Below are 26,946 nucleotides of genomic sequence, written 5' to 3' on the forward strand. Positions count from 1 at the left end.
TGCGCATAAGTTTGAAACCATTTTGTGACATCGCATCGCAGCGCGCCCCGCGCAAGCTCCGCCAGATCGGCGAGCACGAAGCCGGGCTGACGCTGATCGAGATGCTCATCGTCCTCGTGATCATTGCCGTGGTCGCGGGCCTCATCACCGCCAACGTGATCAACCGCCCCGACGAGGCGCGGGTGACCACGACAAAGGGCAACATCTCCAGCATCGAAGGCGCGCTGAAGATGTACCGCCTCGACAATGGCGATTACCCCACCACCGAACAGGGCCTGAAGGCGCTGGTGGAAAAGCCCACCATCCCGCCGGTGCCGGCGAACTGGGCGCAGGGCGGCTATCTCTCGGCCGCGCCGCTCGACGCCTGGGGCAAGCCGTACGAATACAAGTCCGAGGGCGGCGGCTTCACGATCCGCTCGTTCGGCAAGGACGGCAAGCCCGGCGGCGAAGGCGTCGACGCCGACATCGAAGGCAAGGGCTGATGCTCCGCGGGGGGGCCGACAGCGCTGCGCGTCGCGCCTCCCAGGCGGGCATGACGCTGATCGAGATGCTGATCGTTCTCGCGATCATCGGGGTCGCCGCCGGTGCGGTGACGCTGGGGATCGGCGCCGCCAGCCGCAAGCCGAGCGTCGAATCGGAAGCTCGCCGCCTCGCCTCGCGGCTGCAGGCCGCTGCCGATGACGCTATGCTCGGCGATCGGCTGGTCGCCTTCACCGCGGAGAAACACGGCTATGGCTTTGCGACGATCGGTGCGAACGGCCGGATGGCGGCGCGTACCGAGGGTGCGCTTGCACCCCACACCCTTCCCGGCGGCATCACGCTGACGCTCGACACCCGCCCGCCGGTGGTGCTGGGGGTCGACGGATCGGGCAAGCCGATGGCCGCGTCGATCGACAATGGCAGCCAGCGCTGGCTGGTCCGCTATGACGGACTGAGCGCCAGCGCCCTCCCCGCCCCGACGCCTACGCCTACGAAGCCCCGATGAACGACGAGCGCGGCTTTTCGCTGATCGAGGCGCTGGTGGCGCTGGCGGTGCTCGCCATCGCCACGGTGGGGCTGATGCGCACCGTGCAGACGCATATCGACTCGACTCGCGGGGTCGAGCGCCGCGCCGCCGCGATGTGGGTGGCCGAGAACCGGCTCGCCGAGTTGGAAGCCGGCATCGATGGCAAACCACAGGTGGAGATGCTGGGCGAGCGCTGGCGCATCGCGGTCGACAAGCGCAGCACCCAGGATCCGGAAATTGTCCGCGTTCGCATCAACGTGTTTCCGCTCGCCGAGAAGACGCCGCTTGCATCACTCGACGGCTTCGTGGACGGACGCAAGGGATGACCCGCCTCGCTCTCACCCCGCGCCAGACCCGCACCGCGCTCGATCTGCTGACCGGGGCGATGGTCGTTTCGGTCGCGGTGGCGCTCGCCAGCCTCACCTGGCGGATCGCAGGCCATGCCGGCACCGGCGCGATCACCGTACCCTCGGGCCGCAGCGGCCCCGCCGTCGCACCGGACATGGCGCCCGCGATCGCGCTGGCGCCGTTCGGCAAGCCGATGGTGGTCGATGCCCCGCAGCCGACCTCGCTGCCGCTGGAACTGAAGGGCATCGTCGCGGCGATCCCGGCGGAACTCTCCACCGCCTTCATCGCGGTGAGCGGCGCGCCCGCCACCGGCTTCCGCGTCGGCCAGCAAATCGAAGGGGCGACGATCGCCGCGATCCAGCGCGACCGGGTGCTGTTCGACAATGGCGGCCGCCGCGAATTCCTCGCCTTCCCCGATCCCAGCCTCTCGCCCGAGCAGCGCCAGGCCGCCGCAGCGGCGCCCCCCGCAGGCGAGGCACCCCCGCCGGGTGCCGGCCCGGGCGTCCAGCCGCCGCCCGAACTGCCGGACAACAGCGCCGCCGCGCTGCAGAAGCTGGGCGCCACCCAGACCGCCGACGGCTTCCGCATCGGTGCCAACGGGCCGCCGGGGATGCAGCCGGGCGACGTAATCACCTCGGTCAACGGCACCCAGATGACCGATACCCAGGCGGCCAACGCCGCCTTCGCCGCCGCGCAGGCCGCCGGCTCGGCCCAGATCCAGATATTGCGCGACGGACGGCGGATCACGCTGACCGTCCCGCTGCGCTAGATGAGAGAAAACCGCGTGAAGATTCGCCCCGCCCTCGCCTGCCTCGCGCTTGCGCCGATGCTCCTGGATCCGGTGCTGGTCGCCGCCCAGACCGCCGCTGCGCCGCAGGACGCCGCCGACGTGGTGATCAACATGCGCGGGGTGGAGATCGCCGACGTCGCCGACCAGATCTCGCGGATCACCGGCCGCACGCTGATCCTCGACCCCGCCGTGAAGGGCGTGGTGACGGTCACCTCGTCGAGCCCGCTGACGCCGAACGGCGTGTGGGACCTGTTCCAGTCGGTACTGCGCGCCAATGGCTATGCGGCGGTGCGCTCGGGCCGCGCTTGGCGCGTCGTCCCCGCCGCCAACGCGGTGCGTGACGGCGGCCTGCCCGCCCGCGGGATCGCCGGGCAGGAACTGATGACGCGGATGGTGCGCCTCTCCAACGTGCCTTCGGCCGATGCCGCGCGCATCGCCCGGCCGCTGGTCGCGAGCTTCGGCAGCGTCGAGCCGCTGACCGCACCCAACGCCCTCGTCATCACCGACTATGCCGACAATGTCCGCCGGATCGAATCGATCATCCGCCAGCTCGACGGCGGCGGCGGCGCGACCTTCGCGGCGATCGCGCTCAAGAACGGCAGCGCGCCGGCGGTGGCGCAGGCGGTGCAGAACGTGCTGGGCGGCGACCAGGGCGGCGGCACCCGCGTCGCGGCCGACGAGCGCAGCAATACCGTGATCCTGCGCGGCACCCCTGCCTTGGTCACCGAAGGCCGCCGGATCGTCGCCTCGCTCGATCTGCCGGGCGGCTCGACGCCGATCACCCGCATGTTCCGGCTCAACTATGCCGATGCCGAGACGGTGACCGACGTGCTCCGCGGCGTGCTCGGCCTGGGCGACAGCACCGACAACCCGGTCGCCGACAGCCTGTCGAACAACCCCACCAATCCCTTTGCGCGGCTCTCCAGCCAGAGCGCGCTGTCGGGTGCGGCGACCGGCATGTCGAACGGCACGCCCGGATCCTCGGTTCCCACCGGCACCGGCGTGCAGGCGGCCACCGGCACCACCACGCCGATGATGCAGTCGACCAAGCCGCAGACGCCCAAGGGCTTCGCGACCCCCGACCTGACGGTGCAGCCCGCGCCCGAGCTCAACGCCATCGTCGTCCGCGGCGCACCGAGCGCGATCGCCTCGATCGAGCCGCTGGTCCGCGATCTCGACGTGCGTCGCCCGCAGGTGCTGATCGAAGCCGCCATCGCCGAGATCACCGGCGACGATGCCGAGCAGCTGGCAGTGCAGATCGGCACCAGCGGTGCGGTGCTCGACCGGGTGACCGGTGCCGGCACCTCTTTCGATTCCGGCGGCGCCTCGCTCGGCGCGATCCTCACGGCGCTGGGCGTGCCCGCGGGTTCGCTGCTCGGCACCGGCGCGAGCGGGCTGACTGGCAACTTCAAGATCGGCGACAGTTTCTCGGTGCTGCTCCAGGCGCTCGGCACCTCCAGCCGCGCCAATCTGCTGTCGACGCCGCAGATCACCGTGCTGGACAATGTCGCAGGCGAGTTCATCGCTGGCCAGAACGTGCCGTTCGTCACCGGCTCGATCCTCACCAATTCGAGTGCGGCGACGCCCTACAACACGATCGAGCGCAAGGACGTGGGCATCACCCTGCGCGTGCTGCCGCGGATCAACGCCGGCGACACGATCCGCCTGCAGGTGAACCAGGAAGCCTCGTCGATCGCCAGCACCACGGTCTCGCGGGCGAGCGACCTGATCACCAACAAGCGCGCGATCAACACAACGGTGCTCGCCGACAACGGCTCAACGATCGTGCTCGGCGGCCTGACCAGCGACGATTACCAGGACGTGCGCCAGCAGGTGCCGGTGCTCGGCAACATCCCGCTGATCGGCGAACTGTTCAAGGGTCGCAAGGAACAGCACCAGAAGCGCACGCTGTTCATCTTCCTCAAGCCGACGATCCTGCGCGACGGCGCCGATGCGAGCGCGGCCGCCAAGGATCGCTACGCCCGCCTGCGCGCCGACGAGGCGGACAATGCGAGGCGCAACAGCCTGCTCCTTGCCCCGCCGCCCGCGCGGCTGAAGGTGGAGATAGACGGGATCTACTGAGCCATCGTCTCGGGGTCGGCGGCGGGCAGCGGGACGCGGGCGCGCTGCCCGCCCCGGCTGAACAGCGCCGCGTCGATCGACAGCGATTCCAGGCGCCAGCCATCGACGCTGTCGCCGATCGCAAGACTGCGGCCGGTGCCCTGCGCGGTGCGGACCAGCGCCACGGCATCGCTGCCGAGCCGGCCGACGATCCCGGTCAGCTGCGGCGCATCTGCGGGTAGCGTTTCGCTCTCGCCCCCAGGTGCGGTGAACAGCGGCCGGCCGAAGACATGGCCGAGCGGCGGTTCGTCGGGCGCGGACAATGGCGGCAGCGCATGCTGTGCCCGCACCGCTGGTGTCGCGCTTGGCCGAAGCAGCGCGACGGGCAGCGCCACCGCGGATAGCGCCGCCGCGGTCAAGGCGATGATTTGCGCGCGCGGGATCATCGTACCGCTCCGACCAGTGCGCCGCTGAGGCGCACCCCGCCGCCCTCCGCCGCTTCAACGCGCCAGGTGCGGAAGCGCAGCAGCGGCCGCTCGCGCTCGATCGCATCGGCGAACGCGAGCACCGCCTTTTCAGGGCCCGACACGCGGACCTCCATCATCACCAGCGGCGCCGGTGCGGTCGTCGGCGTGATCGCCTCGACCAGGACGCCGCCGCCATGCGCCAGCCGCTCGATCCGCGCGCGGATGGCGGCGGCGGCGCTGGCGCGGGGGAACGCCAGTTCGGGCTTGAGCACCGGCGCGTCGGAACGCGGCGCAGCCGCAGCGGCGGCCGCTGCCGCCCGTGCCGCCCGCGCCTTGGCCAGACGACCGAGCGCAGCCCCCGTCCAGGGGGCGAGCAGCGCCACGAGCAACAACCCGGTCAGCATGCCCAACAGGATCGGCCGTCGGCTCATGGCGCGACCTGCCGCAGCAGCACCATGGTACGCCCCTCGCCTTCCTGCTGCCGGACGTCGCGCAAGCCCGCCAGGGCAGGCACGCGGCGCACCGCGCTGCGCAGCGCGTCGGGATCGCTGACCGACACTTCCAGCGCCAGCGCACCGTCCACGCTCCGCTCCGCACGAACCAATGCCGCATCGGCAGGCAAGGCTGCCGCTACGCCGTCCAGCAGCGCGGCGGGGCCGGGGCGCATCATCGCGCCAGAGAGCGCCACATGCGCCGCCTCGCGCCGCGCTTCGGCGATCCGGCGCGGCGCGCGCAATGCCTCCATCCGCCGCGTCTCGCGCTCGACGGCACCGGCCAGCACCGTTGCGCCGAGCAGCGTCGCGAACGGGCCGGCCGCGATCAGCCCCGCCAGTACAGGCATCGCCCAGCGGCGACCGGGCACCTGCGGCACATCACGATCCGCCATCGCCAGCCCGCGACGCCGGTCGCGAACCCAGCCGCCCAAGCGGCTGGCGAGGCTCGGTGGCGGCGTAGGATCGCTATTGCCCACATCGGAGGTCATGCTGCTGCGCTTAGCTTCGGATGCCACCTTGGCAAGTGTCACATGCACGCCGCCATGGCGCCGCCGATCCGTCACACGAAGTGCATGACCGTTTCACACGCGGTCCCCATGGGCGGGCACGAACCGGGACTTGCACGCCCGGCCAACAGAGGGGACCCCAATGACCGACCTGATCGAGTCGCCGTTCGGCTATAGCGATGGCGATGTGGATACCAATCGCAGCGACGCCGTCACGCTCAACGAACTCGCCGACCAGCGCTATTCGCGCCGGACGCTGCTGCGCGGATCGAGCGCGATCGTGGCGGCGACGATGGGCGGTTCGCTGCTGGCGGCGTGCGACAGCAATGACAGCTTTCGCGCGGACGTGCCGCCCACCGTTACGGCGGGCGGTGCCGTCACGACCAGCGGCGGTCGGTTGGTTACCCTCACCGGCACCGCATATGACGACAAGGCTATCACGGCGGTCGCCTGGACGCAGACCGCGGGCCCGACCGTCACCCTGAGCAATGCGAATCAGGATATCGCGACCTTCCTCGTGCCTGCCGTCGCACAGCAGACCGTCCTGACCTTCCAGTTTGCGGCGACGGACAATAGCGGCCACACCTCCACTGCTACCACGACCGTCACCGTGAACCCGCCTGCGCTGGGCTTCACCGCCGTCGCCAAGAACAAGCTCGACGTCGTCACCGTGCCGACCGGCTATACCGTCAGCGTGATCAACCGCACCGGCGACCCGATCGCCGCGGGCGTGGCCGCCTACAAGAATGACGGGACCGACACCAATTTCGCCCAGCGCATCGGCGACCATGGCGATGCGCTCTACTGGTACGGCCTGAGCGCCACCGGCACCCGCGATCCCAACAGCTCGACTCGTGGCCTGCTCGTGCAGAACCACGAGAACATCAACGATCAGTATCTGCATGTCGCCGGTGCCACCACCGTCAACGGCGCACGCCCCGAATCGGAAGCGCAGAAGGAAATCGACTGCCACGGCGTTTCGGTGACCGAGCTGGTGGAAGGGGCGAACCGGGCCTGGACCGTCAAGCAGGACTCGACGTTCAACCGCCGCATCACGCCTGCCACCGCCATGGCGTTCAACGGCCCGGCCAAGGGTTCGGATCTGCTCAAGACCGCCTTTTCCCCCACCGGCGTGGCTGGTCGCGGCACGATCAACAACTGCGCCAACGGCACCACGCCCTGGGGCTCGGCGCTGACCTGCGAGGAGAACTGGGCCGGTTATTTCCGGCGCAGCGGCGACAATGCCAATCGCAGCGCCAAGGAACTGACCGCACTCAGCCGCTACGGCGTAACCAGCAGCACGGGCAGTTACGGCTGGTCGACGGTGGTCGCCGCCGACGCCGCCAACACCCTGTTCCGCCGCTGGGACGCGCGCGCCGGCACCGGCGCGGCCACCACCGACTTCCGCAACGAACCGAACCAGTTCGGCTGGGTCGTCGAGTTCGATCCCTATTCTCCGACGTCCACGCCGCGCAAGCGGACCGCGCTCGGCCGCATGGGGCATGAGGGGTGCTGGCCCGGCGCATTCGTCGTCGGCAAGAAGCCGGCTTGGTACATGGGCGACGATTCCCGGCGCGAATATATGTACAAGTTCGTGTCGGCGACGGCCTGGGTGGCTGCCGATGCGGACGCCACGGACAGGCTCGCGATCGGCGACAAGTATCTGGACAGCGGCACGCTGTATGTCGCCAAGTTCAACGCGGACGGTTCCGGCACCTGGCTGCCCCTCGTCTTCGGCCAGAACGGGCTCGACGGCAGCAACGCGGCCTATCCGTTCGCCGACCAGGCCGACATTCTGGTCAACACCCGCCTTGCCGCGGACAAGCTGGGCGCGACGCCGATGGACCGCCCGGAATGGACTGCCAGCAATCCGGTGACCGGCGAGATCTACCTCACCCTCACCAACAACAACGCCGCCGGCCGGCCGCTGAACGGTACCGACGCCGCCAATCCGCGCCATTACAACGACCCGAAGGGCAGCACGGCGCAGTTCGGCAACCCGAACGGCCACATCATCCGCATCAAGGAAGCGGATACCGAAGCCACCAGCTTCACCTGGGACATCTATGCCTTCGGTGCCGGCGCCGACCTCGACAAGACCAACATCAACCTCTCGTCGCTTGACGCCAGCAACGACTTCTCCAGCCCCGATGGCCTGGTGTTCGCCCGTGCGACCCATGCCGGCGGTCAGGTGAAGCCGATGATGTGGCTGCAGACCGACGACGGCGCCTATACCGACGTGACCAACTGCATGATGCTCGCCGCCCAGCCTGGCACGGTGGGCGACGGCGGCGCGCGCACGATCACCAACACCGGCTCGGGCGGCGCGACCGCGACGCAGGCGACCCGCATCGGCGCCGCGCCGGGCGCCAATCTGCGCCGCTTCCTGGTCGGCCCGATCGAGTGCGAGATCACCGGGGTGGACTCGACGCCCGATGGCCGCACGCTGTTCGTCGGCATTCAGCATCCGGGCGAAGGCGGCACCCCCGCCGCCCCGACCAGCCACTGGCCGGACAGCCAGGCCGGCGGCGCCGTGGCGGCAACCATCCGCCCGCGCTCGGCGGTGGCGGTGATCACCAAGAACGACGGCGGCGTCGTCGGCCTCTGAGGGCGGAAGCCGCCGAAAAGGAAAAGGGGAGGCTTCGAGGCCTCCCCTTTTTTTGTTCGGCTAAGAACGTCGCGTCGTCACCGGTCGGTGCGGCTGACGATCTTGGCGGTGCCGTCGGGCGTGATGGTGACCATGTGCGCGACGCCGCCGCTGCAATTGGCCCGCCACATCGGGTTGCCGTCTTGGTCGTCCAGGCGCTGCGAGCTTTCGACATGGTCGCACTTCAGCCCGGCATCCATGATCGCGCGGATGAACACGACGTTGCGCTGCGCGTCGTTCATCGCGATCACCTCGGCCGCGACATTGTTGCCGACCGCACCATTCTCGACCACCGCATTCGCCTCGGCGGCATTGTCCGCCGCAGCGTTGCCGGTCGCCTCGCCGCCCTGCTGGCATGCCGCCAGCGCCAGCGCCGCGAGGATGGGCAGAAGGATATGCTTTCTCATTGTTCGATACTCCTGATCGCCCGGCGCGCGCATCGCGCTGCGCCGGGCCCGTTCCACCTGACCGCCAAAGTTTCCGCGATCGTGAAGGTTCCGTATTGAACGCATCTGATCAGCGTTGATACGCCTTGGGCAGCGCGCCTTCCTCGGGCTTCCAGTAGCGATCGCGCAGCCGGGTCTGGCGGGTGGTGAGCGGCTGCTCGATCCCGTCGACATACAGCTTCACCGGCATGCTGCCGATTTCCAGCGGATCGCCGTCCCACACCACCACGTCACCGACTCGACCGGCCTTGAGCGAGCCGTACGCCTCGCCCATCCCCATCGCCTCGGCGGGCTTGGAGCTGATCGCCGCGAAGGCAGCGTCCCAGCTCAGCCCGGTCGCGCCGGGCACGCGGGTGAGCGCCACCAGGTTGCCGGCGAACTGCTTCTCCAGCCGCGCCTGGCGCGCCTCGTCGTCGTTGATCGTGCCGACGCCGACCAGCACGCCCGCCGCCTGCATCCGGCCGATGTTCGACTGGGTGGCGGCCAGTTGCTCGAAGCTTGCGGGCAGATCGTTGAGCGCGTTGGCGAGCACCGGCACGCCGGCCGCAGCGATCTCCTTCGCCACCGTCCAGCCCTCGGTCGCGCCGACCAGCACCAGCTTCAGCCCCGGCGTCTCGCGCTTGAGCTGGAGCAGCACAAGGATGTCCGACGCACGCTCGACATGCACGAGCAGCGGCACCTTGCCCTGCACGACGGCGGCGAGCGCCTCGGCATCGGCGCGGGTGAGCAGCGCGTCCTTGCCGCGATCGGCGAAGCTCGTCGGATTGCGGGCATAGTCGCGTGCCTCCAGCATCGCGTTGCGGAGCATCGCGATCGCCGCCGGGCGGCTGCCGCCGGCGACGCGACCGCCGCTCTCGCCATATTCCATGAACTGGAAGGCGCGCGGACGGGCGACCGCGTGGAGGTCGCTGCGCGTGTCGATCACCGCGCCCTGGCCGGCGAAGATCGAGCCCTTGCTGACGTCCGGCGCGACCACGGCGCGGGTGACGCCGTCGGCGCGGTTGATCGAGATCGGGGTCGCGCGCGGGTTGACCGCCGGCGATACGTCGAGCGCGGCGTTGAACGGCGAGCTGCCCGCCGCCGCATCGTTGGTCACGCCGACCCCGTCGACCTCGACAATGCCCATCCGGGTGAAGCCGGCGAAGATGCCCGGCGTCACATAGCGCCCGGCGGCATCGACCACCGTCACGCCGGCGGGCACCGCCACGCCGCGGCCCGCCGCGACGACCTTGCCGCCGCGCACCACCACCGTGCCGCCCTCGACGGGGGCCGAACCGTCGCCGATCACCAGCTTGGCGTTGGTGATCGCCACGTCCTGCGCCATCGCAGGTGCCGCGAGCGCCACACAGGCCGCCGCGGCGAGAAATAGGGTCTTGCTCACTTCACATCCCCCTCGCCCGGCTGGCCGAGCTCGAAATCGGAAACCGGACGGCGCTTGGGATCCTTGGCGTCGTAGAGCAGCGCCCCGTCGACCCACACCATTTCCGGCCGGGTATAGACGCTGAACGGATTGCCGTTCCACAGCACCACGTCCGCCATCTTGCCGGCCTTCAGGCTGCCCGTCTTGTCGGCGATGCCCAGCGCGATCGCCGGGTTGATCGCAAGCCACTTCCACGCCGTCGCCTCGGACACGTCGAAGCCGCCGCGGATTGCCGAGGCGCGCGCCTTGGCGACTTCCTGGTTCAGCCGCTGGATGCCGTTGGCGTCGTCCGAATGGATCATGCCGCAGGCGCCTTCCTTCTCGAGGATGGCAAGGTTCTCCGGCACCGCGTCGTAGGATTCCATCTTGAAGCCGTACCAGTCGGCCCAGACCGCGGCGCAGGTATTGTTGGCCTTCAGCAGATCGGCGATCTTATAGGCTTCCACCGCATGGTGGAACGCCGAGACATGGTAGCCGAACTCCTTGGCCATATCCATGACGTTGGCCATTTCGTCGGCGCGATAGCAGTGGTTCTGGACGCGGATCTCGCCTTCTAGGACGCCGCGCAGCGTGTCCATCGCGATGTCCCGGCCCGGCGCCTCGCCGCCGTCCTTCTCGTACTTGTCCCATTTGCGCTTGTACTCGACCGCCTTGGCCCAGGTCTGGCGATCGACGGCGATGTTGCCCATCCGGGTGGAGGGCTCGCGGCCGCGGCTACCATAGACGCGCTTGGGGTTCTCGCCGCACGCCATCTTGAGGCCATAGGGCGCGCCCGGGAACTTCATGCCCTGCATGGTGCGGGCATAGACGTTCTTGAGCACCACCGAACGGCCGCCGAACAGGTTGGCCGAGCCCGGCAGGATCTGCAGCGTCGTCACGCCGCCATTGGCCAGCGCCCGGCTGAAGCCCGGATCCTGCGGCCAGACGCTGTGCTCGGCCCAGACGTCCGCGGTGACCGGCGAGGTCGCCTCGTTGCCGTCGGACAGCGCATCCACGCCCGGCGAGGGATAGTCGCCGAGATGGCTGTGGATGTCGATCACGCCGGGGGTGACGTACTTGCCCTGCCCATCGATCACCGTCACGCCGGCATCGGCCGTGAGGGTCTGGCCCACCGCGACGATCTTGCCGTCGCGGAACAGCACCGCGCCCTTGTCGATCCGGCCGCCCTCGCCGTCGAGGATGGTGACGTTGGTCAGCAGCGTCGGCACGCCGGGATAGGGCCGATAGGTGGAGGGATAGGGATCGTGATTATACCCCTTGCCCGGCCCCGGCCCCTTTTGCGCGGGGGTGGAGGAGGCGCTGGCGGGCTTGCCGCCGCTTCCCCCACAGGCGGTTAGGGCGACGCAGGCGGCCGCCATGGCGAAGCTTCGGATCAAGCGTGACTCCCTGATGTTCTTGTGATGGTCCCCATCCAATTGATTGCCCTGCCCATGGCTTTTGGCAAGCACCTGCTGGAAACACTTCCGGGAATCGACGGAATTCCGTGCATCTCCCTATGGCTTTTCGTGGAAAATTAACCGATGCTGAGCACATCGTGGCCTCGGCTTCGACCTGTGCAGGGGCAGGTGGTTTGCACGTTGGAAGAATAGATAGAACCGTGGCGCGCCGAAGCGCCCCGTCCATGAACGTCACCACGGCCATTGTTCTGGCCGGCATCGCGTTATTGTGTGGTCTCGCCACGCTGGCGGGCTGGGCGCTCGACATCCCGATCCTCCACCGCTTCCTGCCCCGCGCCTATCCGATGTGGCCGGTGGCAGCGATCGGCTACATCTTCGTCGCGCTGGGCGTGCTGTCCGATCATACGCGCCGTCCGAGCTTCGCCATTGCCGCCTACCTTGCGGCGATGGCGGTGGGGGTGATCGGTACCCTGCAACCCGTTCTGGAGCCGTGGATCGACCTGGGACAGCTGGTCTACGCCGACCGCGTCCTCGCACTCGGGCTGCAGCATGCCGGGCGACCGGGCGTGAACGCCATCGTCTTCCTGCTGATGCTGCCGATCGCGGCCTTCGCCTCGCGCAGCAAATGGCGACTGCTGCGCGAGGTCGCCCCGCTGGTGGCGATCGCGCCGCTGGCGCTCGCGCTGGCATCGGCGACCGGCATGATGCTGTCCGACAATCCCGCGTCGGTGAACCTGAGCCTTCGGGCCTCGGTGCCGGGCACGATCATGGCGCTGTCGCTGACCGCCGCCATCCTGCTCGGGCACTGGCGCGTGGATGCGCAGCGATCCAGCCGGATCGAACGCTCCGACCCGGTCGCGATCAAGACGGTGGTAGCCGGCGCGATCCTGCTGCCCGCCCTGCCCGCCACGATCGAGCTGCTGCTGGAGCGGGGTGCCCATGGCGAGCCGATCACCAGCCACCTGGTGCTGGGCGTGTTCAACATCCTCGCAATCGGCCTGATCGCCTATTGGGCAGTCAATCGCGTCGGCCGGGAGCAGATCGCCCGCGCCGAGCTGAGCCTCGCGCTCGACGGTGCGACGGTGGTGATGACCGACGCGCGTGGCCGGATCATCCACTGGTCGCTCGGCTGCCAGCAGCTCTATGGCTGGACCGAGGCGGAGGCGCTGGGCGAGAATCTCTACATGCTGCTCCGCGCGCAATGCCCCAACTGGAACAGCAGCTATGCCCTGCCCGACGCGGACGGGGCGCAGGAACTGATCGAGCAACGCAAGGACGGCAGCCAGCTGCACGTGATCGAACGGCTGCTGCGCTCCGCCACGCCCACCCGCGGGGCGATCGTCGTCCACAGCATCCTCGACATTTCCGAGCGCGTCTCGGCGCTGCGCGCGCTGCGGGCGAGCGAGGAGCGGCTCGCCCAGGCGACCGCCGCGCACGAGCTCGGCATCTTCGACTGGGATGTGGGCGGCGATCACATCAACTGGTCGCCCGGCACCGAACAGCGGCTGGGATTGCCGCTGGGCTCGCTCTCCAGCTTCGAATCCTGGAAGCAACTGATCGAGCCGAGCGACCTGGAGAGCCTGCGCGCGACCGTGGTCGAAGCCGTTGCCGAACGCGCCGAGCGCTTCTCCTTCCGCTATCGCCTGACCGGCTGCAAAGGCACCGAACGCACGCTGGAGGGCTCGGCACGCTGCTTCTACAACGCCGCCGGGGACCTGATCCGCGTGGTCGGCGCGGCGCTCGACATCACCGAGCGCGACGAACACGAAGCGGCACTGCGCCGGCGCGAGGCACAGCTGCGGACGGTGCTGGAAACCGTGCCGGACGCGATGATCGTGCTCTCCGGTGACGGATCGATCCTGCAGTTCAGCGCCGCCGCCGAGGAGCTTTGGGGCTATCGCGCCTCGGAAGTCGTCGGCCGCGACTTCACCATGCTGATCCCCGCCGACGAGGTGGAGACCGATCAGGAAGTGCTGCACCGCTTCGTCCAGACCGGCGAAGGCCTGGTCGGCGAAGTGCTCGTCGGCACCGCGCAGACCGCCGACGGGCGCCGCTTCCCGGCCGAGATGCGCGCCGGCGCCGCGCGCAGCGACGGCCATCTGCTGATCACGGTCTTTGTCCGCGACCTCACCGAGCGCGTCGCCACCGAGCAGCGGCTGAGCGAGCTCAACAACGAGATCGCGCATGTCTCCCGCCAGAGCGCGATGAGCGAGATGGCCGCCGACCTCGCGCACGAGCTCAACCAGCCGCTGAGCGCCACCGCCAACTTCCTCGCCGCCGCGCGCATGCTGATCGAACGCGGCGAAGGCGGGCCCCGCGTCACCGATCTGCTGCGCATGGGGTCGGAACAGACCCAGCGCGCCGGCGAGATCATCCGCCGCCTGCGCGCCTTCGTCGCCCGTGGCGAAGTGGAGATGCGGGTGGAATCGGTCGAGCGCACGGTGCGCGACGCGGTCGAGCTGGTGCTGGTCGGCACCGGCCACTTCAACCTGCGGGTGAGCTTCCATCTCGATCCCACCGCGCGCTTCATTCTGGCCGACCGCATCCAGGTACAGCAAGTTCTCGTTAACCTGTTGCGCAATGCCGTGCAGGCATTAAAGCTTGTCGAGCCCGATGATCGACAGATCACGATCACGTCCGAGAAGCTGCCCGACCAGATGATAGCGATCACAGTGACGGATAGCGGACCCGGCCTCCCCGAACATGTCTTGGAAACACTGTTTTCACGGTTCAGCACGACAAAGGGAGGTGCAGGCGGAATGGGGATTGGACTTTCGATCAGCAAACGCATTATCGAAGGCCATGGGGGGATGCTGAGTGCGGAAAATGCGCCGGGGGGTGGCGCGTCGTTCCGCTTTACGCTTCCCGGTATCGAAGAAGGTGAAGAATAATGACCCGAACGATCTACATCGTCGACGACGACGATGCCGTACGCGCTTCGCTGCACAGCCTGCTCTCGGTCCGTCCGGACCTGATCGTGCGCGGCTATCGCTCGGGCGATGCGTTTCTGGAGCAGGAGGCCGAGCTCGATGCGGGCGTGGTGCTGCTCGATTTTCACATGCCGGGCTCGAGCGGGCTCGACGTGCTGCTCAAGCTGGATCGCTCGCCCAAGTTCGTGCCGATCGTGCTCACCGGCCAGGGCAATGTCGGCCTGGCGGTGCAGGCGATGAAGGCCGGCGCGCTCGACTTCATCGAAAAGCCCTATGAGGCCGAATTCCTGCTCAAGGTGATCGACCAGGCCTTTTCCAAGCTGGAAGAGGATGGCGAGGCCGCCGCGCGGACGGCGACTGCGGAGAGCAAAATCGCGAAACTATCGCCGCGTGAGACCGACGTGCTCAAGGGGCTGATCGAAGGCCGATCGAACAAGATCATCGCCTATGAGCTCGACATCAGCCCGCGCACGGTGGAGATCTACCGCGCCAATCTGATGGAGAAGCTGGAAGTCCGCAGCCTGTCCGAAGCGCTGCGAATCGCCTTTGCCGCGGGGCTGTTCCCCAAGGGATGACTTAATGCACCGCGCCGCCGTCGCGCAGCAGCGCAGCGATGGCGGTGGCGGGCTCCTCGGCGGTGACATGGTGGAGATGCGGTGCCGTGACCGCTTCGTCGCCGCCCAGGATGATCAGCCGATGCCACAGGGGATCGGCCGCCAGCGCCGCGAGCCCACCGGGATGGTCCTCGGTAGCCGCGGCATCGGCGACCAGCACCGGCGCAGCACCGCCCAGCCGGGCGATCCGTCCCGCATCCACCTGCTCCATGCTCACCACATCGATACCGGAAAGCGCCAGTCGCGCGGCGAGCAGGCTGCGCAGGCTGGCCTCCCGGACCATCAGGATCACCAGCACGTTGAGCACCATTGCCGTCAACCTTTGTTACGCGTTTGTTTCCGACCATATTCCGGATCGTCGCAGATGGCCACAGGTATCGCTTTGGTCCGATCGTACGGCGTTCGAACCTTGAACACCAGGTCAGCATACTCATAGCGCGCGGCGTACGCGCACTTCGACGTTGGTGCAGACATCGCGACCCACGGCGGTGATGGTGAAGAGGTCGGTCCCGGTGGCTGGCCAGAACCCATACGCGGGGCCCACCGAGCCGGGCCGGTTGCAGCGCTTGGCGCCAATATGGAGACACAATAACATCAGATTCGCGAGACCGATCGGCTCGAACAGCGATGCGGGATTGTTATCGGCCCGGCGGCCATCGTTGAGCGAGTCGAACCAGCCATCGGCAGCACCGCCGCCGCGGTCATGGTCCAAAAGACGGTCATGCCCGCCATTCCTTTCGTCGCGATCGTCTGCCCGCCTTCGATATGGACGACCCCGACGCGAAACGGCAGGCGGCTGGCGGCTGGCGGCTGCCCGACGCATGCGGAGACCGACGGTCATCAGCCGCGGATCGCGGGTCTGGTAACCGGGGCGACCTTGCCCACCCGAAGCGGTGGGCATAACCACCCGCGCTAAGCGTGAGGCCGCTATCGCCCAGACTGCCGTCGGCGCCGTAGAACGCCGTGCCCTGTGGACGTGATCGCAAGTGACCGCATTACCGCAGATTTGGTCGCCCGCGTCGGAACGCGTGTCAATGGTATGCGTCCAAAACAGGACCATTCATCCCTGGCCCTCGTGCGATACGCGACGCGGCCGCCACGACAGGGGGCCGAAAAGGGTGGCTGCGGCGGCCAGCAGCACGGTGCAGCGCGCCGGCAAGGCGATCAGCTCGCCGCGTCGGGCTGCGACGCCGTGCACGCGCTGCCCCGCATTTCCGAATGGGCGATGGGCATCGCCAGCCCCCGCCAGATACGAAAAAGCCCCGGAGATCATCCCGGGGCTTTTCTGGTCCCTGCTGCGACGACGGCTCAGGCGGCGGCGGCGGTCGCCTGCGGCACCGGCGCGCGATCCTGGAAGCCCAGGCCTTCCATGATCGTGCGGTTCACCTGGATCAGCTCTATGATCGACTCGCGCCCGGCGACCACGTCGCTGGTAAAGCGGTCGACCCACAGGCCGAGCGAGATGATCTTCGCGCGCAGCTCCACCGGCAGGGTGTTCCCGCGGGCGCCGCAGTCGGTCATGAACGCGGTCCACATCTCGCGGTTGCGGTACAGCGACGGCATCAGCAGCGCGCCCTTCAGACCGGCCTCGTGCGCCGTCAGCATTTCCCCCGTGATCTCGCGCATCAGCCGCAGTTCCGCAGCACGCGGCGTCTCGGCCCGGCTCCGGGCAGCCTGATAAGCATTGATCGTCATTGTCGCTCCTTTGCTCCTGCCGCCATTGTAGGAAGATTTTGCCGGGTTGGTCCGTCCCCTTCCTATAAGATTCCTGCGTCCCCTCGGTGCGGGCGCTTTCCAGGGACAGTGCCGTGACCGACTTCATCCTTCCGCATGCCTTGCCGTCCGCGCTCGACGGGCGCGCGAACGTCAAGCTGCTCTCGCTCGACTGCTTCGATACGCTGCTCTGGCGCGACAGCCACGCGCCGGTCGACATCTTCGGCGCGCTGCCGGGCATGACCGTGCTCCAGCGGCAATGGGCGGAAACGCGCGCGAGGACGGCGGTGATGATGCAGCATCGCCACAAGGAAGTGTCGATCGAGCAGATCTATCGCGAGATGTATCCGAACGCGCGCAAGGCGGAGATCGCCGCCGCAGTCGCGCACGAGCTAGACGCCGAGGCGCGGCACTGCTTCGCGTTCCAGCCCACCGTCGCGCTGATCCGCGAGGCCAAGCGCCGGGGCATCGGCGTGATCATCGTCTCCGACACCTATCTCGACCAGAAGCAGCTGCGCGAACTGATCGCGCGCGCCGCCGGCGCCGAGGTCGCAAACATGATCGAGCGGATCTTCTGCTCGTCCACCTATCACAAATCCAAGACGGACGGCCTCTATGCCGATGTGCTCAAGGCGCTGAAAGTTCGGCCGGAAACGATCCTGCACATCGGGGACAATCCGGTCGCGGACATCGCCGGGGTGGCTCCGTACGGCGTGCAGACGCTGCACCTCAAGCAGTTCGCCGAGGCAACCGAGCAGCGGCTGCGCCAGGAGTCCTCGATCAGCGCAATGCTGCACCCGCTACTGTCCGGCACGATCGCCGCGCAACAGCCGCATCGCGCTGCGCTCGCCGTCGGCGAGCCGCGGATCGAGGATCCGGCCGAGTCGCTCGGCTTCTCGGTGATGGGCCCGGTGTTTCATGCCTATGAACGCTGGCTCCAGCAGGAGGCGGCAGCGCTGCAGGCCGAGCGCGGCGGCACCGTCCACTGGCTGTTCATGATGCGCGACGGCCTGCTGCCGATGCGCGTCCACCAGGTGGCGCAGCCGGACAGCCCGGCGCATGCGGTTGAAATCAGTCGTTTCACCGCCATCGCCTCGTCGCTCACCACGCCGGAGGCGATCGAACGCTATGTGCAATTCGACATCGGCAGCGATGTGCGGAAAATCGCGCAGCAGCTGCTGCTCCCGCAGCACGAGACGCGGGCACTGCTGAAAAACCTGCCCGAGGATCGCGGCCGCATCCCGGCATTCGTCGCCGAAATCCGCAAGCCCCAGCGGGTGAAGCAGATCATCAAGGCCGGACAGGGTTTCGCGGACCGGTTGATCGCGCATGTCCGCAGCGCGGTCGATCCCGCGCCGGGCGATACGCTGATGCTCGTCGACCTCGGCTATAACGGCTCGGTCCAGAACGAGGTCGACGGGCTGCTGCGCGATCGCTTCCAGGTGCACGTCGCCGGTCGTTACCTGCTGCTGCGCGAGCAGTTCCGCACCGGCTGCGACAAGAAGGGCCTGATCGGCGAAGACGATTACGATTGCCACACGCTGGAGGCGATCGCCACCAACGTCGCGGTCCTCGAGCAGATCTGCACCGCGGCGCAGGGCTCCACCGTCGACTTCCAGGCGGACGGCACCCCGATCCGGGCCGCGAACAGCATCAAGGGCCGCCAGAGCGCGACCCGCGAGCGCATTCAAGAAGGCACGCTGCGCTTCGAGCGCGAGCAGGCCGCGGCCCGGCTGCGCGGCACCGCGATCGACGAGATGCCGCTGTGGCGCCATGCCGCCGCCGCCGTGCTCGGCCGGCTGATGTACCTGCCGATGGCGCACGAACTGGCGGTGCTCGCCGAATTCGAGCACGACATCAACGAAGGCGTGAGCGACACCGTCGCGCTGTTCGATCCCGCCATCGCCCGGCATGGCCTGCACCAGCGCGGCCTGTTCTACATGAAGGGCTCCGAGCGGATGTACCTGCCCGCCGAGCTGCATGGCGAAGGCCTGCCGGTGAAGCTCGCCCTGCTCGCCCAGAAGCGCTTCGGGCTGCCGCTCAAATATGCCGATTTCGTCGACAGCACGATCTCGGTGCCGGTGATCGTGGCGGACGGGACCAACGTCTCGACCGGTAACGTCACCGCCACGCCCACGCACAACGGCTATTATCTGGCGCCGATCCCGATCGGCGACTGCCGCTTCTCGGTGGGCGTGCAGTTCGGCCAGCTGTTCGACTGGGTGCAGGTGGAAAGCGCGGTGTTCATGCCGGTGGAGCGCTTCCTCTCGGACATGCAGCGCCCCGGGCTCGACGAAATCGAAGCCGCGCCCTCGCTGGAGGGCATCCAGCAGGTCGCGCCGAACCTGTTCCACTGTGCCGACGAGTTCGGCTTCATGATGGTCCCCCCGCCACCCCGCGCGGACGACCGGCCGATGATGCTTGCACTGGTGTTCCGCCCCATCGCGAACCGCGAAATCGCGCCCGTGGAAACGGTTCGGCAACCATCGCCGGTGCATGCACCCGGCGTGCGGTGAACCCGCACCTAAGCATTATCCCCGAAGCGACCGGTACCCCCGGAAACCGTCCTATAATTCTGGAAAGATCCAGGGAAAGATTTTGGGCCCGTCATGCTGAACGCCGTTGGTTTCGTCATCATTCTCGTCTGCGTGTTCGGGAGCTTCATGATCTCGGGCGGCAAGTTCGAGATCATCATGCACGCGCTGCCGCACGAGATGATGGCGATCGGCGGTGCCGCGATCGGCGCCTTCATCGTCGGCAACTCGATGCCGACGGTGAAGAAGGCCGGTGCCGGCATCATGCGCGCGTTCAAGGGTGGGCGCTGGAAGGCCAGCGACTATACCGACCTGCTGACGCTGATGTTCACCCTGCTGACGCTGTTCAAGAAGAGCGGCGCGACGGGCATTGAGCCGCACCTGGACAAGCCGGAGGAGAGCGATCTCTTCAAGCCCTATCCGCGGCTGCTCAAGGACCATCACCTGATCGAGTTCCTCTGCGACTATCTGCGGATGATGACCGTCAATTTCGAGGATCCGCACCAGCTGGAATCCGCGATGGAAGCGGACATCGAGAAGCATCACCACGAGGAAACCCATCCGCAGCACTCGCTGCAGCTGATGGCCGACGGCCTGCCCGCCATCGGCATCGTCGCGGCGGTGCTCGGCGTCATCAAGACCATGGGCTCGATCGACCAGCCGACCGAGATCCTGGGTGCGATGATCGGCGGCGCGCTCGTCGGTACCTTCCTCGGCGTGCTTCTGTCCTACTGCGTGGTGGCGCCGCTTGCCGGCAAGCTGCTCGAGACGATCGAAGCCGACTCCCAGCCCTTCACCATCGTGAAGACCGCCATCGTTGCCTATGCCCAGAACCAGCCGGTGCAGGTCGCGATCGAAATCGCCCGTCGCATGACGCCCTCCGCGTATGCGCCGAGCTTCCAGCAACTCGAAACCGCTCTCGACGAGGCCAAAAATGGACTTTCCCCTGCCACCGCTTGAGGCCGGCGCGGACAACGCGCTTGCGCTCCCCGCGCACGGTACGACCGTGACGGCCGCGGATCTTCAAACCCGCCTCATCCAGGCGGTCGACGGCGACGGCCCGGTCGAGATCGATGCCTCGCAGGTCGAGAGCGTCGGCCAGGCGGTGCTGCAGCTGCTCGTCGCGGCCAAGGCCGAAGCCGACAAGCTCGGCAAGGCCTTCACCATCCTCAACCCCAGCACTGCCTTCACCGATCGTGTGAACCGTTGCCAGCTCGCAGCGGCGGTCGGCATTGATACCGGAGAACTTCTGTGACCAAGCTGATCCTTACCGTCGATGACTCCGCGAGCATGCGCATGCTGCTCAAGACGTCGCTGACCTCGCAGGGCTTTCGCATCGAGAGCGCGAACGACGGGCAGCATGGCCTGGAGCGCATGCACGAGGTCAAGCCCGACCTGCTCATCACCGACATCAACATGCCGAAGATGGACGGGTTCGAGCTGATCGAGGCCGTGCGCCAGGTTCCCGAGTTCAAGGGCGTGCCGATCCTGGTGCTCTCGACCGAATTCTCGGACGAGAAGAAGCAGCGCGCCCGCTCCGCCGGTGCCACCGGCTGGATCACCAAGCCCTTCGAGGCTACCAAGCTGGGAGCGGCGATCCGCCGCGTCTGCCCGTGAGCGACGAATTCGACGATATCCAGGCAATCTTCTTCGAAGAGTGCACTGAAGGCCTCACGACGGCTGAAGAAGGGCTGTCGGCGATGCAGTCGGGCGATCTGTCCGGCGAAACCATTGCCGGCGTGTTCCGCGCGATCCACTCGATCAAGGGTGGCGCTGGCGCCTTCGGCCATTCGGACCTGACCGCCTTCGCGCACAAGTTCGAGAACGTGCTCGACGAAGTGCGTGCCGGGAAGATCGTCCCCACGCCCGGCGTGATCCGGGTGATGCTGAGCTCGTTCGACGTGCTGTCGGACCATGTCGAGGCGGCCAAGGGCAATGCGTCCCGGCCGAACGACGGGGCCGCGCTGAGCGCGCTCGAACAGGTGCTCGCCAACAAGGGCGTGCCGGAGGGCGACGCACCGGCTGCGGCCGCGCCTGCCGCGGCAGCCCCCGCCCCCGCCGCCCCGGCGCCCGCGCCGGCGATGGAGGAAGAGGAAGACGAGTTCGGCTTCCGCCCGGTGGGCGTGTCGCTCGACGATCTGGACGGCCCGGACGAGTCTGGCGGCTGGACCGTGCGCTTCAAGCCGTCGCGCGCTGCGCTGGCGAATGCCGGCGAGCCGCTGCTGACGGTGCGCGAGCTGGAGGGCCTGGGCGCGCGTGTCGTGTCGGTCGACCTCAGCACGCTGCCGGCGCTGCGCGAGATCGATCCGGAAGACAGCTACGTCACCTGGGTGATGCAGGCACCGGCCGAGCTGCCGGAAAGCGACCTCTCCGACTGCTTCGATTTCGTGGCGCCGGATTCGGTGATCGAGATCAAGCGCGACAGCGAAGACGTGGTCCTGCCCGAGGGCGCGGGCGAAACCGAGATGGACGGCGACGAGATCCCGTTCGTGCCGGTGACGGCCACGGTCGACGACTTCATGGATCTGGGCCCTGCCCCGGCGGCGCCGGCTCCCGAGCCCGTGCCCGCTCCGGCGCCTGCACCGGTGGCCGCGGCTCCCGAAGCAGCCCTTGCCCCCGCCGCGGCGGCAGCCCCGCCGGCCGGCGGTGGCGGCACGCCCGGTGGCCCTGGCGGCGGTGGTGCCGGTGCTGGCGGCGGCGGTCCGGCCAAGCCGGTCAACGAAGCCGCGCAGACCATTCGCGTCGACCTCGTCAAGCTCGACCTGCTGCTCAATCTGGTCGGCGAGCTGGTGATCCGCAACTTGATCCTGGCCGACCGGCTCTCGCCGGCCGATCGCCAGCGCGTCGAACTGCCCGAACTGGCCCGCCTCACCCGGCAGATCCAGGACAACGTCATGTCGCTGCGCGCCCAGCCGATCCGGCAGGCCTTCAGCCGCGTGCCGCGCATGCTCCGCGATCTTTCGGTGGAAACCGGCAAGCAGATCAACCTCGAGACGATCGGTGAAACGACCGAAGTCGACAAGGGCGTGATCGAGAAGATCGGCGATCCGCTGACCCACATGATCCGCAACGCCGCGGACCATGGGCTCGAAAGCGCCGAGGAGCGGATCGCGGCTGGCAAGGACCCCGCCGGCACGATCAAGCTGTCGGCCGAGCAGAAGGGCGCCCGGATCTTCGTGCGCGTCGCGGACAACGGCCGCGGCATCAACCGCGAACGCGTCCGCGCCAAGGCGGTCGAAAAGGGCATCATCAGCGCCGATGCGGTGCTGACGAACGAGGAAATCGACCAGCTGATCTGCGCGCCGGGCTTCTCCACCGCGGAGAAGATCTCGAACATCTCGGGGCGCGGCGTCGGCATGGACGTGGTGCGTTCGAACGTGGAAGCCCTGGGCGGCCGCGTCGAGATCCACTCGGTGCCGGGCGAAGGCACGACCTTCACGATGATCCTGCCGCTCACGCTGGCCATTCTGGACGGCATGATCGTGCGGCTCGCCGGCCAGCGCTTCGTCCTGCCGCTGACGCACGTGCTGGAGACGATCCAGCCCGAGCCCGGCCAAGTGAAGCGCACCGCGCCCGACCACGAAGTGATCGACATGCGCGGCGAGTATCTGCCGGTGAAGCGTGCGACCGAGATCTTCGGCCTGAACGACGACCGCGCCATCGAGGACTCGCTGGTGGTGATCGTCGAGAGCGAAAGCTCGGGCAAGGTCGGTCTCGTCGTCGATACCATCGATGACCGCCGCGAAGTGGTGATCAAGAGCCTGGATCAGAACCTGCATCCGATCCGCGGCCTGGGTGGCGCCACCATCCTGGGCGACGGCTCGATCGCTCTCATCCTCGACATCGAGGCGCTGGTTTCCTCGCCTACCCGTTTCACGCCCAAAGGACTGGCAGCATGAGCACCCCCGACACCGCCAATGATCGCAAGATCGTAACCTTCTCGCTGGCCAAGCAGATCTTCGGGATCGACATGAGCGCGCTCATCGAAATCCGCGAATGGGACGAGCCGACGCCGCTTCCCAACGTGCCCAGCTTCATCAAGGGCGTGACCAACCTGCGCGGCAACGTGATCCCGGTGGTCGGCCTGGCCGAGCGCCTGGGCTGGGAGCCGAGCCAGCTGCATGCGCGCTCGTGCATCCTGGTCGTGAACATCATGGGCAAGCAGGCGGGCTTCCTGGTCGACGAAGTCAACGACATCGTGGGCATCAACGTGGGCGAGATCCAGCCGGCACCGGCGGTCGAGACCACGCTGGAGGAAAGCGTGATCGCAGGGCTCGTCCGCATCGCCACCCGCGCCAAGGACGGGACGCGCGACGAGAATGGCAGCATGGTCCTGCTGCTCGATCTCAATGCGCTGAGCCTGACCAAGCACCTGGATCTCGCAGCATGAGCCCCGCCGGGGGCGCCGCCGCGGCGTCCGCCGGCGCCGGTAACGCGATGGCACCAGGCCAGAACGCGGAGCTCACGCCGCGCGATTTCCAGGCCATCGCCGCGATCATGTACGACGATGCCCGCATTTCGCTGAGCGAGGCGAAGACCACCCTCGTGCAGTCGCGCCTCGCGCGCCGGCTGCGCAAGTTCGGCCTGAACCGCTTCTGTGACTATGTCGACCTGGTGCACAGCGATGCGGAGGAACGCAGCGCGATGGTAGTGGCGCTGACCACCAACCACACGCACTTCTTCCGCGAGCCGCATCACTTCGACCATTTCCGCGAGACCGTGATCCCCACGCTCCAGCGGAAACAGGGTCCGATCCGGATCTGGTCGGCGGGCTGCTCGTCGGGCGAGGAGGTCTATACGATCGCGATGTGCCTGCTGGGGCCCAGCCGCAGCAGCGCCTCGTGGTTGCGCAACGCCGACGTCCGGCTGCTCGCCACCGATATCGCCCCCCATGTGGTCGAGTCGGTGCAGCGCGGGGTCTATGCGGAGAATGTCGCGGCGGGGGTGCCCGAGCCGTATCGCTCGACCTGGATGAAGCCGACGCAAGGCGGCTTCGTGATGGCCGAGGAAGCCCGGCAGATGGTCACCGCGAAAGTATTGAACCTGTTCGAACCGTGGCCACTCAAGGCCGCCTATGATGTGATTTTCTGCCGTAACGTCATGATCTATTTCGGAGATCCCGCGAAGGAAGAGCTGGAGCATCGCTTTGTCGAGCAGCTCGCACGGGGGAGCTTCCTGTATATCGGTCATTCGGAACGGCTGATCGGCCCGGCCGCGAGCAAGATGCGCTCGTGCGGGCACACTATTTACCAGAAGCCGGAGTAATGGGCATGAAACCAGTCCGCACGCTCATCGTCGACGACAGCGCATCGATGCGCGCGACGCTGAAGCGGATGCTGTCGGCCGATCCCGACATCGAAGTGGTCGGCATGGCGCCGGAGCCGTTCGCGGCCCGCGACATGATCAAGGCGCTCAACCCGGACGTGCTGACGCTCGACGTCGAGATGCCGGGGATGGACGGCCTGTCGTTCCTTGAGCGCATCATGCGCCTCCGGCCGATGCCGGTGGTGATGTGCTCCACCCTCACCGCCCGCGGTGCGGAAGTGACGATCGAGGCACTGCGCCTCGGCGCGGTCGACTATGTGACCAAGCCGAGCGGCTCGCCCGACGACATCGAGCGCGACGCCGGCCTGCTGTGCGAGAAGGTGAAGAGCGCCGCGCGCTCGGTCGCCCGCGCCGGCCCGCAGCGCCTGCCGGCGCAGCCGAGCGTCGCCTCGGCCGGTGGCGGCGGTGTCGCGGCCCAGCTGATTGCGATCGGCTCGTCGACGGGCGGCGTGGAAGCGCTGTTCTCGCTGCTGCCGGCACTGCCGGAAGATTCGCCGCCGATCCTGATCGTGCAGCACATGCCGGCGACCTTCACGCGCAGCTTCGCGCAGCGCCTGAACGCCGAGTGCCGGGTCAACGTAGTGGAAGCTACGGATGGTGCCCAGGTGACCCCGGGAACCGTCTATATTGCACCTGGAGGCGAACGACACATGGAACTGCAGGGCGGTGCCAATGGCCGGATCAAGCTGATCGCCGGCAATCCGGTCACCGGCCATCGTCCCTCGGTGGACGTGCTGTTCCGCTCGGTCTCCAAACTGGGCGCCGGTGCCGTCGGCGTTATCCTCACGGGGATGGGCAGTGACGGTGCGCAGGGCCTGCTGGAAATGCGTCGGGCCGGTGCCCGCACGCTTGGCCAGACCAAGGAAACCTGCGTGGTGTGGGGCATGCCCCGCGCCGCCAAGGAAGCGGGTGCGGTGGAGAAGGAGGTCGGCCTGTCGGCGATGCCGGAGGCCATCCTGAAAGCTTGTCGAGAAACGGTTAAGGTTGGGAGCGCATAACAATGCCCGCTGCATCACAAATCAAGGTGATGGTCGTTGATGATCAGACCAGTATGCGGGCGATGATCCGTCGTGCGCTGCAGGACCTGGGGTTCAAGGACGTTCGCGACAAGGCCAGTGCCCCCGAGGCGCTTTCGGCGATCAAGAGCGACCGTGTCCACCTGGTGATCTCCGACTACAACATGCCCGAGATGGACGGGCTGCAGTTCCTGGAGGCGGTTCGCGCCGATCCGGTGATCGGCAAGACCGTGTTCATCATGCTCACCGGCTCGTCCGACCGCGAGGTCGTGCAGAAGGCGGCGGCGCTGGGCGTGAACAACTATGTCGTCAAGCCTTTCGCGCCGGCGGCGCTGAAGGAAAAGATCGAACGCGTCTTCGGCGAGCTGACCTGATATGCGCAGAGTTTCCATCGTACAGGGCGAGAACGCGGTGATCGCGGAGCCCCATGTCATGATTTCGACCCTGCTCGGGAGCTGCGTGGCCGCATGCCTCTACGACCCGGTCGCCAAGGTCGGAGGGATGAACCACTTCCTGCTCGGCGAGCCGGGCGCGGACCACAAGGTCTCGGGGTCGGACATGGCGCGCTACGGCGTGCATGCGATGGAACTGCTGATCAACAGCATGATGGCCAAGGGCGCCTCGCGCCAGCGGCTGCAGGCCCATCTTTATGGTGGCGCCAACATAATTTCGGGCCTGGGGAACATCGGCGCCTCCAACGGTGCCTTTGCCCGCCGGTTCATGGAGACTGAAGGCATTTCGATCGCGCATTGCGATCTCGGCGGCACGCTCGCCCGCAAGGTCGAGTTCCTGCCGCACGAGGGCAAGAGCCGCTGCACCAAGGTGGCGGAGCGTGTCCAGGAACGTCCGGTCGCCCCCCTGCCTGTTGCCGCCCCCGACGGAGAATTGGAGCTTTTCTGATGTCGTGCCTGCCCATGTCGGAACCGTCGAACCCGCAAGTCCTGCCCGGCTACGACCCCTTTGCGGGCGTGCTGCACAGCGTGATGGCGGGCGAGATCCGCGAAATCAGCAAGAAGCTGGAAGGCCTGGCCGAGGTGCTCGTCTGCGACGAGCATTTCGCGGCCAATTATCTCGAGCAGCTCCAGGCGTTCGATTATCTGATCCAGCACGCCGATGAGTGCGTGAACCTGCTGGACCGGATCGCGGGCGGCGAGGATTCGCTCTCGGCGATCAGCCATGTCCGCCTCGGCGCCGTCCAGGAACGCCTGCGCAACGCGTTGAAGGGGCAGTAA

28 protein-coding genes are annotated in these 26,946 nt (G+C 67.7%); 19 read left to right on the forward strand and 9 right to left on the reverse strand.

Annotated elements, in window-relative coordinates; genetic code table 11:
* Positions 1 to 11: 11 nt before the first annotated feature.
* Genes gspG through gspD form a run of 5 tightly spaced genes read left to right on the forward strand, consistent with a single transcriptional unit; the run spans position 12 to position 4,226 of the window.
* Positions 12 to 482, forward strand: coding sequence for a type II secretion system major pseudopilin GspG (gspG, locus tag CA234_RS04665; RefSeq protein ID WP_125971940.1), 471 nt, complete (start codon positions 12 to 14; stop codon positions 480 to 482).
* Positions 482 to 985 carry a prepilin-type N-terminal cleavage/methylation domain-containing protein gene (locus CA234_RS04670; RefSeq protein ID WP_126001031.1) on the forward strand — a complete coding sequence of 168 codons (504 nt, stop codon included), beginning with the start codon at positions 482 to 484 and terminating at the stop codon, positions 983 to 985. Before gspG ends, CA234_RS04670 begins: the two co-directional genes overlap by 1 nt.
* Positions 982 to 1,332 (forward strand): type II secretion system minor pseudopilin GspI, encoded by a 351-nt coding sequence (gene gspI / locus CA234_RS04675; RefSeq protein WP_126001032.1) that lies wholly within the window; start codon positions 982 to 984, stop codon positions 1,330 to 1,332. Before CA234_RS04670 ends, gspI begins: the two co-directional genes overlap by 4 nt.
* Entirely contained in the window at positions 1,329 to 2,123 is a 795-nt protein-coding gene (locus CA234_RS04680; protein WP_125971935.1) for a type II secretion system protein N, read from the forward strand. Before gspI ends, CA234_RS04680 begins: the two co-directional genes overlap by 4 nt.
* Before the next feature lie 15 nt (positions 2,124 to 2,138).
* On the forward strand, positions 2,139 to 4,226 hold the full coding sequence (gene gspD, locus CA234_RS04685; protein ID WP_241213242.1) for a type II secretion system secretin GspD: 2,088 nt from the start codon (positions 2,139 to 2,141) through the stop codon (positions 4,224 to 4,226).
* Here gspD and CA234_RS04690 read toward each other — a convergent pair.
* From CA234_RS04690 to CA234_RS04700, 3 genes are read right to left on the reverse strand one after another with little or no spacing between them, the layout of a single operon-like run.
* On the reverse strand, positions 4,220 to 4,651 hold the full coding sequence (locus CA234_RS04690; protein ID WP_126001033.1) for a hypothetical protein: 432 nt from the start codon (positions 4,649 to 4,651) through the stop codon (positions 4,220 to 4,222). The genes gspD and CA234_RS04690 overlap by 7 nt on opposite strands.
* Entirely contained in the window at positions 4,648 to 5,103 is a 456-nt protein-coding gene (locus CA234_RS04695; RefSeq protein ID WP_125971931.1) for a hypothetical protein, read from the reverse strand. The genes CA234_RS04690 and CA234_RS04695 overlap by 4 nt, the downstream gene beginning before the upstream one ends.
* Entirely contained in the window at positions 5,100 to 5,654 is a 555-nt protein-coding gene (locus tag CA234_RS04700; protein ID WP_125971929.1) for a hypothetical protein, read from the reverse strand. Before CA234_RS04700 ends, CA234_RS04695 begins: the two co-directional genes overlap by 4 nt.
* Before the next feature lie 160 nt (positions 5,655 to 5,814).
* On the opposite strand from CA234_RS04700, the gene CA234_RS04705 reads away from it, so the two are divergent.
* On the forward strand, positions 5,815 to 8,280 hold the full coding sequence (locus tag CA234_RS04705) for a PhoX family phosphatase (RefSeq protein WP_126001034.1): 2,466 nt from the start codon (positions 5,815 to 5,817) through the stop codon (positions 8,278 to 8,280).
* Between the two features lie 77 nt (positions 8,281 to 8,357).
* Here the strand turns inward: CA234_RS04705 and CA234_RS04710 are convergent, their stop codons facing one another.
* The 3 genes from CA234_RS04710 to CA234_RS04720 all read right to left on the reverse strand — a co-directional run bounded on the left by CA234_RS04710 (position 8,358) and on the right by CA234_RS04720 (position 11,543).
* Complete coding sequence (locus CA234_RS04710) at positions 8,358 to 8,726, reverse strand: hypothetical protein (protein ID WP_125971925.1); 369 nt, start codon at positions 8,724 to 8,726, stop codon at positions 8,358 to 8,360.
* A gap of 109 nt (positions 8,727 to 8,835) precedes the next feature.
* The gene (locus tag CA234_RS04715) at positions 8,836 to 10,146 is read right to left on the reverse strand and encodes an amidohydrolase family protein (RefSeq protein ID WP_241213243.1); all 1,311 of its coding nucleotides are present in this window, start codon (positions 10,144 to 10,146) and stop codon (positions 8,836 to 8,838) included.
* Complete coding sequence (locus CA234_RS04720; protein ID WP_125972165.1) at positions 10,143 to 11,543, reverse strand: amidohydrolase; 1,401 nt, start codon at positions 11,541 to 11,543, stop codon at positions 10,143 to 10,145. Before CA234_RS04720 ends, CA234_RS04715 begins: the two co-directional genes overlap by 4 nt.
* Positions 11,544 to 11,806: 263 nt before the next feature.
* Here CA234_RS04720 and CA234_RS04725 point away from each other — a divergent pair, with 263 nt between their 5' ends.
* Positions 11,807 to 14,473 (forward strand): PAS domain S-box protein, encoded by a 2,667-nt coding sequence (locus CA234_RS04725; RefSeq protein ID WP_125971923.1) that lies wholly within the window; start codon positions 11,807 to 11,809, stop codon positions 14,471 to 14,473.
* Positions 14,473 to 15,087, forward strand: coding sequence for a response regulator (locus CA234_RS04730; RefSeq protein WP_125971921.1), 615 nt, complete (start codon positions 14,473 to 14,475; stop codon positions 15,085 to 15,087). The genes CA234_RS04725 and CA234_RS04730 overlap by 1 nt, the downstream gene beginning before the upstream one ends.
* A gap of 1 nt (position 15,088) precedes the next feature.
* On the opposite strand, the gene CA234_RS04735 is transcribed toward CA234_RS04730, so the two are convergent.
* From CA234_RS04735 to CA234_RS04745, 3 genes are all read right to left on the reverse strand, one after another.
* Positions 15,089 to 15,436, reverse strand: coding sequence for a hypothetical protein (locus CA234_RS04735; protein ID WP_241213244.1), 348 nt, complete (start codon positions 15,434 to 15,436; stop codon positions 15,089 to 15,091).
* A gap of 120 nt (positions 15,437 to 15,556) precedes the next feature.
* Complete coding sequence (locus CA234_RS04740) at positions 15,557 to 15,838, reverse strand: hypothetical protein (RefSeq protein ID WP_125971919.1); 282 nt, start codon at positions 15,836 to 15,838, stop codon at positions 15,557 to 15,559.
* A 596-nt stretch (positions 15,839 to 16,434) separates the two neighbouring features.
* Positions 16,435 to 16,821 carry a flagellar biosynthesis regulator FlaF gene (locus tag CA234_RS04745; protein WP_125971917.1) on the reverse strand — a complete coding sequence of 129 codons (387 nt, stop codon included), beginning with the start codon at positions 16,819 to 16,821 and terminating at the stop codon, positions 16,435 to 16,437.
* 113 nt (positions 16,822 to 16,934) lie between these two features.
* Here CA234_RS04745 and CA234_RS04750 point away from each other — a divergent pair, with 113 nt between their 5' ends.
* From CA234_RS04750 to CA234_RS04800, 11 genes are all read left to right on the forward strand, one after another.
* Positions 16,935 to 19,355, forward strand: a complete 2,421-nt coding sequence (locus tag CA234_RS04750) for an HAD family hydrolase (protein WP_125971915.1) — start codon at positions 16,935 to 16,937, stop codon at positions 19,353 to 19,355.
* A gap of 93 nt (positions 19,356 to 19,448) precedes the next feature.
* Positions 19,449 to 20,333: a flagellar motor stator protein MotA gene (gene motA / locus CA234_RS04755; RefSeq protein WP_066720968.1), complete on the forward strand. Its 885-nt coding sequence runs from the start codon at positions 19,449 to 19,451 to the stop codon at positions 20,331 to 20,333.
* Positions 20,308 to 20,628, forward strand: a complete 321-nt coding sequence (locus CA234_RS04760) for an STAS domain-containing protein (RefSeq protein WP_066720975.1) — start codon at positions 20,308 to 20,310, stop codon at positions 20,626 to 20,628. Before motA ends, CA234_RS04760 begins: the two co-directional genes overlap by 26 nt.
* Positions 20,625 to 20,990 (forward strand): response regulator, encoded by a 366-nt coding sequence (locus CA234_RS04765; protein ID WP_064313997.1) that lies wholly within the window; start codon positions 20,625 to 20,627, stop codon positions 20,988 to 20,990. The genes CA234_RS04760 and CA234_RS04765 overlap by 4 nt, the downstream gene beginning before the upstream one ends.
* Positions 20,987 to 23,272: a chemotaxis protein CheA gene (locus CA234_RS04770; RefSeq protein ID WP_126001035.1), complete on the forward strand. Its 2,286-nt coding sequence runs from the start codon at positions 20,987 to 20,989 to the stop codon at positions 23,270 to 23,272. Before CA234_RS04765 ends, CA234_RS04770 begins: the two co-directional genes overlap by 4 nt.
* Positions 23,269 to 23,763, forward strand: coding sequence for a chemotaxis protein CheW (locus tag CA234_RS04775; protein WP_125971911.1), 495 nt, complete (start codon positions 23,269 to 23,271; stop codon positions 23,761 to 23,763). The genes CA234_RS04770 and CA234_RS04775 overlap by 4 nt, the downstream gene beginning before the upstream one ends.
* A complete protein-coding gene (locus CA234_RS04780; RefSeq protein ID WP_125971910.1) occupies positions 23,760 to 24,638 on the forward strand; it encodes a protein-glutamate O-methyltransferase CheR in 879 nt (292 codons plus the stop codon). Before CA234_RS04775 ends, CA234_RS04780 begins: the two co-directional genes overlap by 4 nt.
* A gap of 5 nt (positions 24,639 to 24,643) precedes the next feature.
* Positions 24,644 to 25,696 carry a chemotaxis response regulator protein-glutamate methylesterase gene (locus CA234_RS04785; protein ID WP_125971909.1) on the forward strand — a complete coding sequence of 351 codons (1,053 nt, stop codon included), beginning with the start codon at positions 24,644 to 24,646 and terminating at the stop codon, positions 25,694 to 25,696.
* A 2-nt stretch (positions 25,697 to 25,698) separates the two neighbouring features.
* Entirely contained in the window at positions 25,699 to 26,088 is a 390-nt protein-coding gene (locus CA234_RS04790; RefSeq protein ID WP_064314002.1) for a response regulator, read from the forward strand.
* 1 nt (position 26,089) lies between these two features.
* Positions 26,090 to 26,614: a chemotaxis protein CheD gene (locus CA234_RS04795; protein ID WP_125971908.1), complete on the forward strand. Its 525-nt coding sequence runs from the start codon at positions 26,090 to 26,092 to the stop codon at positions 26,612 to 26,614.
* Positions 26,614 to 26,946 carry a hypothetical protein gene (locus CA234_RS04800; RefSeq protein WP_125971907.1) on the forward strand — a complete coding sequence of 111 codons (333 nt, stop codon included), beginning with the start codon at positions 26,614 to 26,616 and terminating at the stop codon, positions 26,944 to 26,946. The genes CA234_RS04795 and CA234_RS04800 overlap by 1 nt, the downstream gene beginning before the upstream one ends.

This window comes from Sphingomonas sp. ABOLE (genome assembly GCF_003950455.1).
Classification (GTDB): domain Bacteria; phylum Pseudomonadota; class Alphaproteobacteria; order Sphingomonadales; family Sphingomonadaceae; genus Sphingomonas; species Sphingomonas trueperi.

Coding starts and splice junctions, on each gene's coding strand:
- CA234_RS04670 (WP_126001031.1), top strand. CDS start 482: ATGCTCCGCGGGGGGGCCGACAGCGCTGCGCGTCGCGCCTCCCAGGCG.
- gspI (WP_126001032.1), top strand. CDS start 982: ATGAACGACGAGCGCGGCTTTTCGCTGATCGAGGCGCTGGTGGCGCTG.
- CA234_RS04680 (WP_125971935.1), top strand. CDS start 1,329: ATGACCCGCCTCGCTCTCACCCCGCGCCAGACCCGCACCGCGCTCGAT.
- CA234_RS04690 (WP_126001033.1), bottom strand. CDS start 4,651: ATGATCCCGCGCGCGCAAATCATCGCCTTGACCGCGGCGGCGCTATCC.
- CA234_RS04695 (WP_125971931.1), bottom strand. CDS start 5,103: ATGAGCCGACGGCCGATCCTGTTGGGCATGCTGACCGGGTTGTTGCTC.
- CA234_RS04700 (WP_125971929.1), bottom strand. CDS start 5,654: ATGACCTCCGATGTGGGCAATAGCGATCCTACGCCGCCACCGAGCCTC.
- CA234_RS04705 (WP_126001034.1), top strand. CDS start 5,815: ATGACCGACCTGATCGAGTCGCCGTTCGGCTATAGCGATGGCGATGTG.
- CA234_RS04710 (WP_125971925.1), bottom strand. CDS start 8,726: ATGAGAAAGCATATCCTTCTGCCCATCCTCGCGGCGCTGGCGCTGGCG.
- CA234_RS04720 (WP_125972165.1), bottom strand. CDS start 11,543: ATGGCGGCCGCCTGCGTCGCCCTAACCGCCTGTGGGGGAAGCGGCGGC.
- CA234_RS04725 (WP_125971923.1), top strand. CDS start 11,807: ATGAACGTCACCACGGCCATTGTTCTGGCCGGCATCGCGTTATTGTGT.
- CA234_RS04730 (WP_125971921.1), top strand. CDS start 14,473: ATGACCCGAACGATCTACATCGTCGACGACGACGATGCCGTACGCGCT.
- CA234_RS04735 (WP_241213244.1), bottom strand. CDS start 15,436: ATGGTGCTCAACGTGCTGGTGATCCTGATGGTCCGGGAGGCCAGCCTG.
- CA234_RS04745 (WP_125971917.1), bottom strand. CDS start 16,821: ATGACGATCAATGCTTATCAGGCTGCCCGGAGCCGGGCCGAGACGCCG.
- motA (WP_066720968.1), top strand. CDS start 19,449: ATGCTGAACGCCGTTGGTTTCGTCATCATTCTCGTCTGCGTGTTCGGG.
- CA234_RS04760 (WP_066720975.1), top strand. CDS start 20,308: ATGGACTTTCCCCTGCCACCGCTTGAGGCCGGCGCGGACAACGCGCTT.
- CA234_RS04775 (WP_125971911.1), top strand. CDS start 23,269: ATGAGCACCCCCGACACCGCCAATGATCGCAAGATCGTAACCTTCTCG.
- CA234_RS04780 (WP_125971910.1), top strand. CDS start 23,760: ATGAGCCCCGCCGGGGGCGCCGCCGCGGCGTCCGCCGGCGCCGGTAAC.
- CA234_RS04785 (WP_125971909.1), top strand. CDS start 24,644: ATGAAACCAGTCCGCACGCTCATCGTCGACGACAGCGCATCGATGCGC.
- CA234_RS04790 (WP_064314002.1), top strand. CDS start 25,699: ATGCCCGCTGCATCACAAATCAAGGTGATGGTCGTTGATGATCAGACC.
- CA234_RS04795 (WP_125971908.1), top strand. CDS start 26,090: ATGCGCAGAGTTTCCATCGTACAGGGCGAGAACGCGGTGATCGCGGAG.
- CA234_RS04800 (WP_125971907.1), top strand. CDS start 26,614: ATGTCGTGCCTGCCCATGTCGGAACCGTCGAACCCGCAAGTCCTGCCC.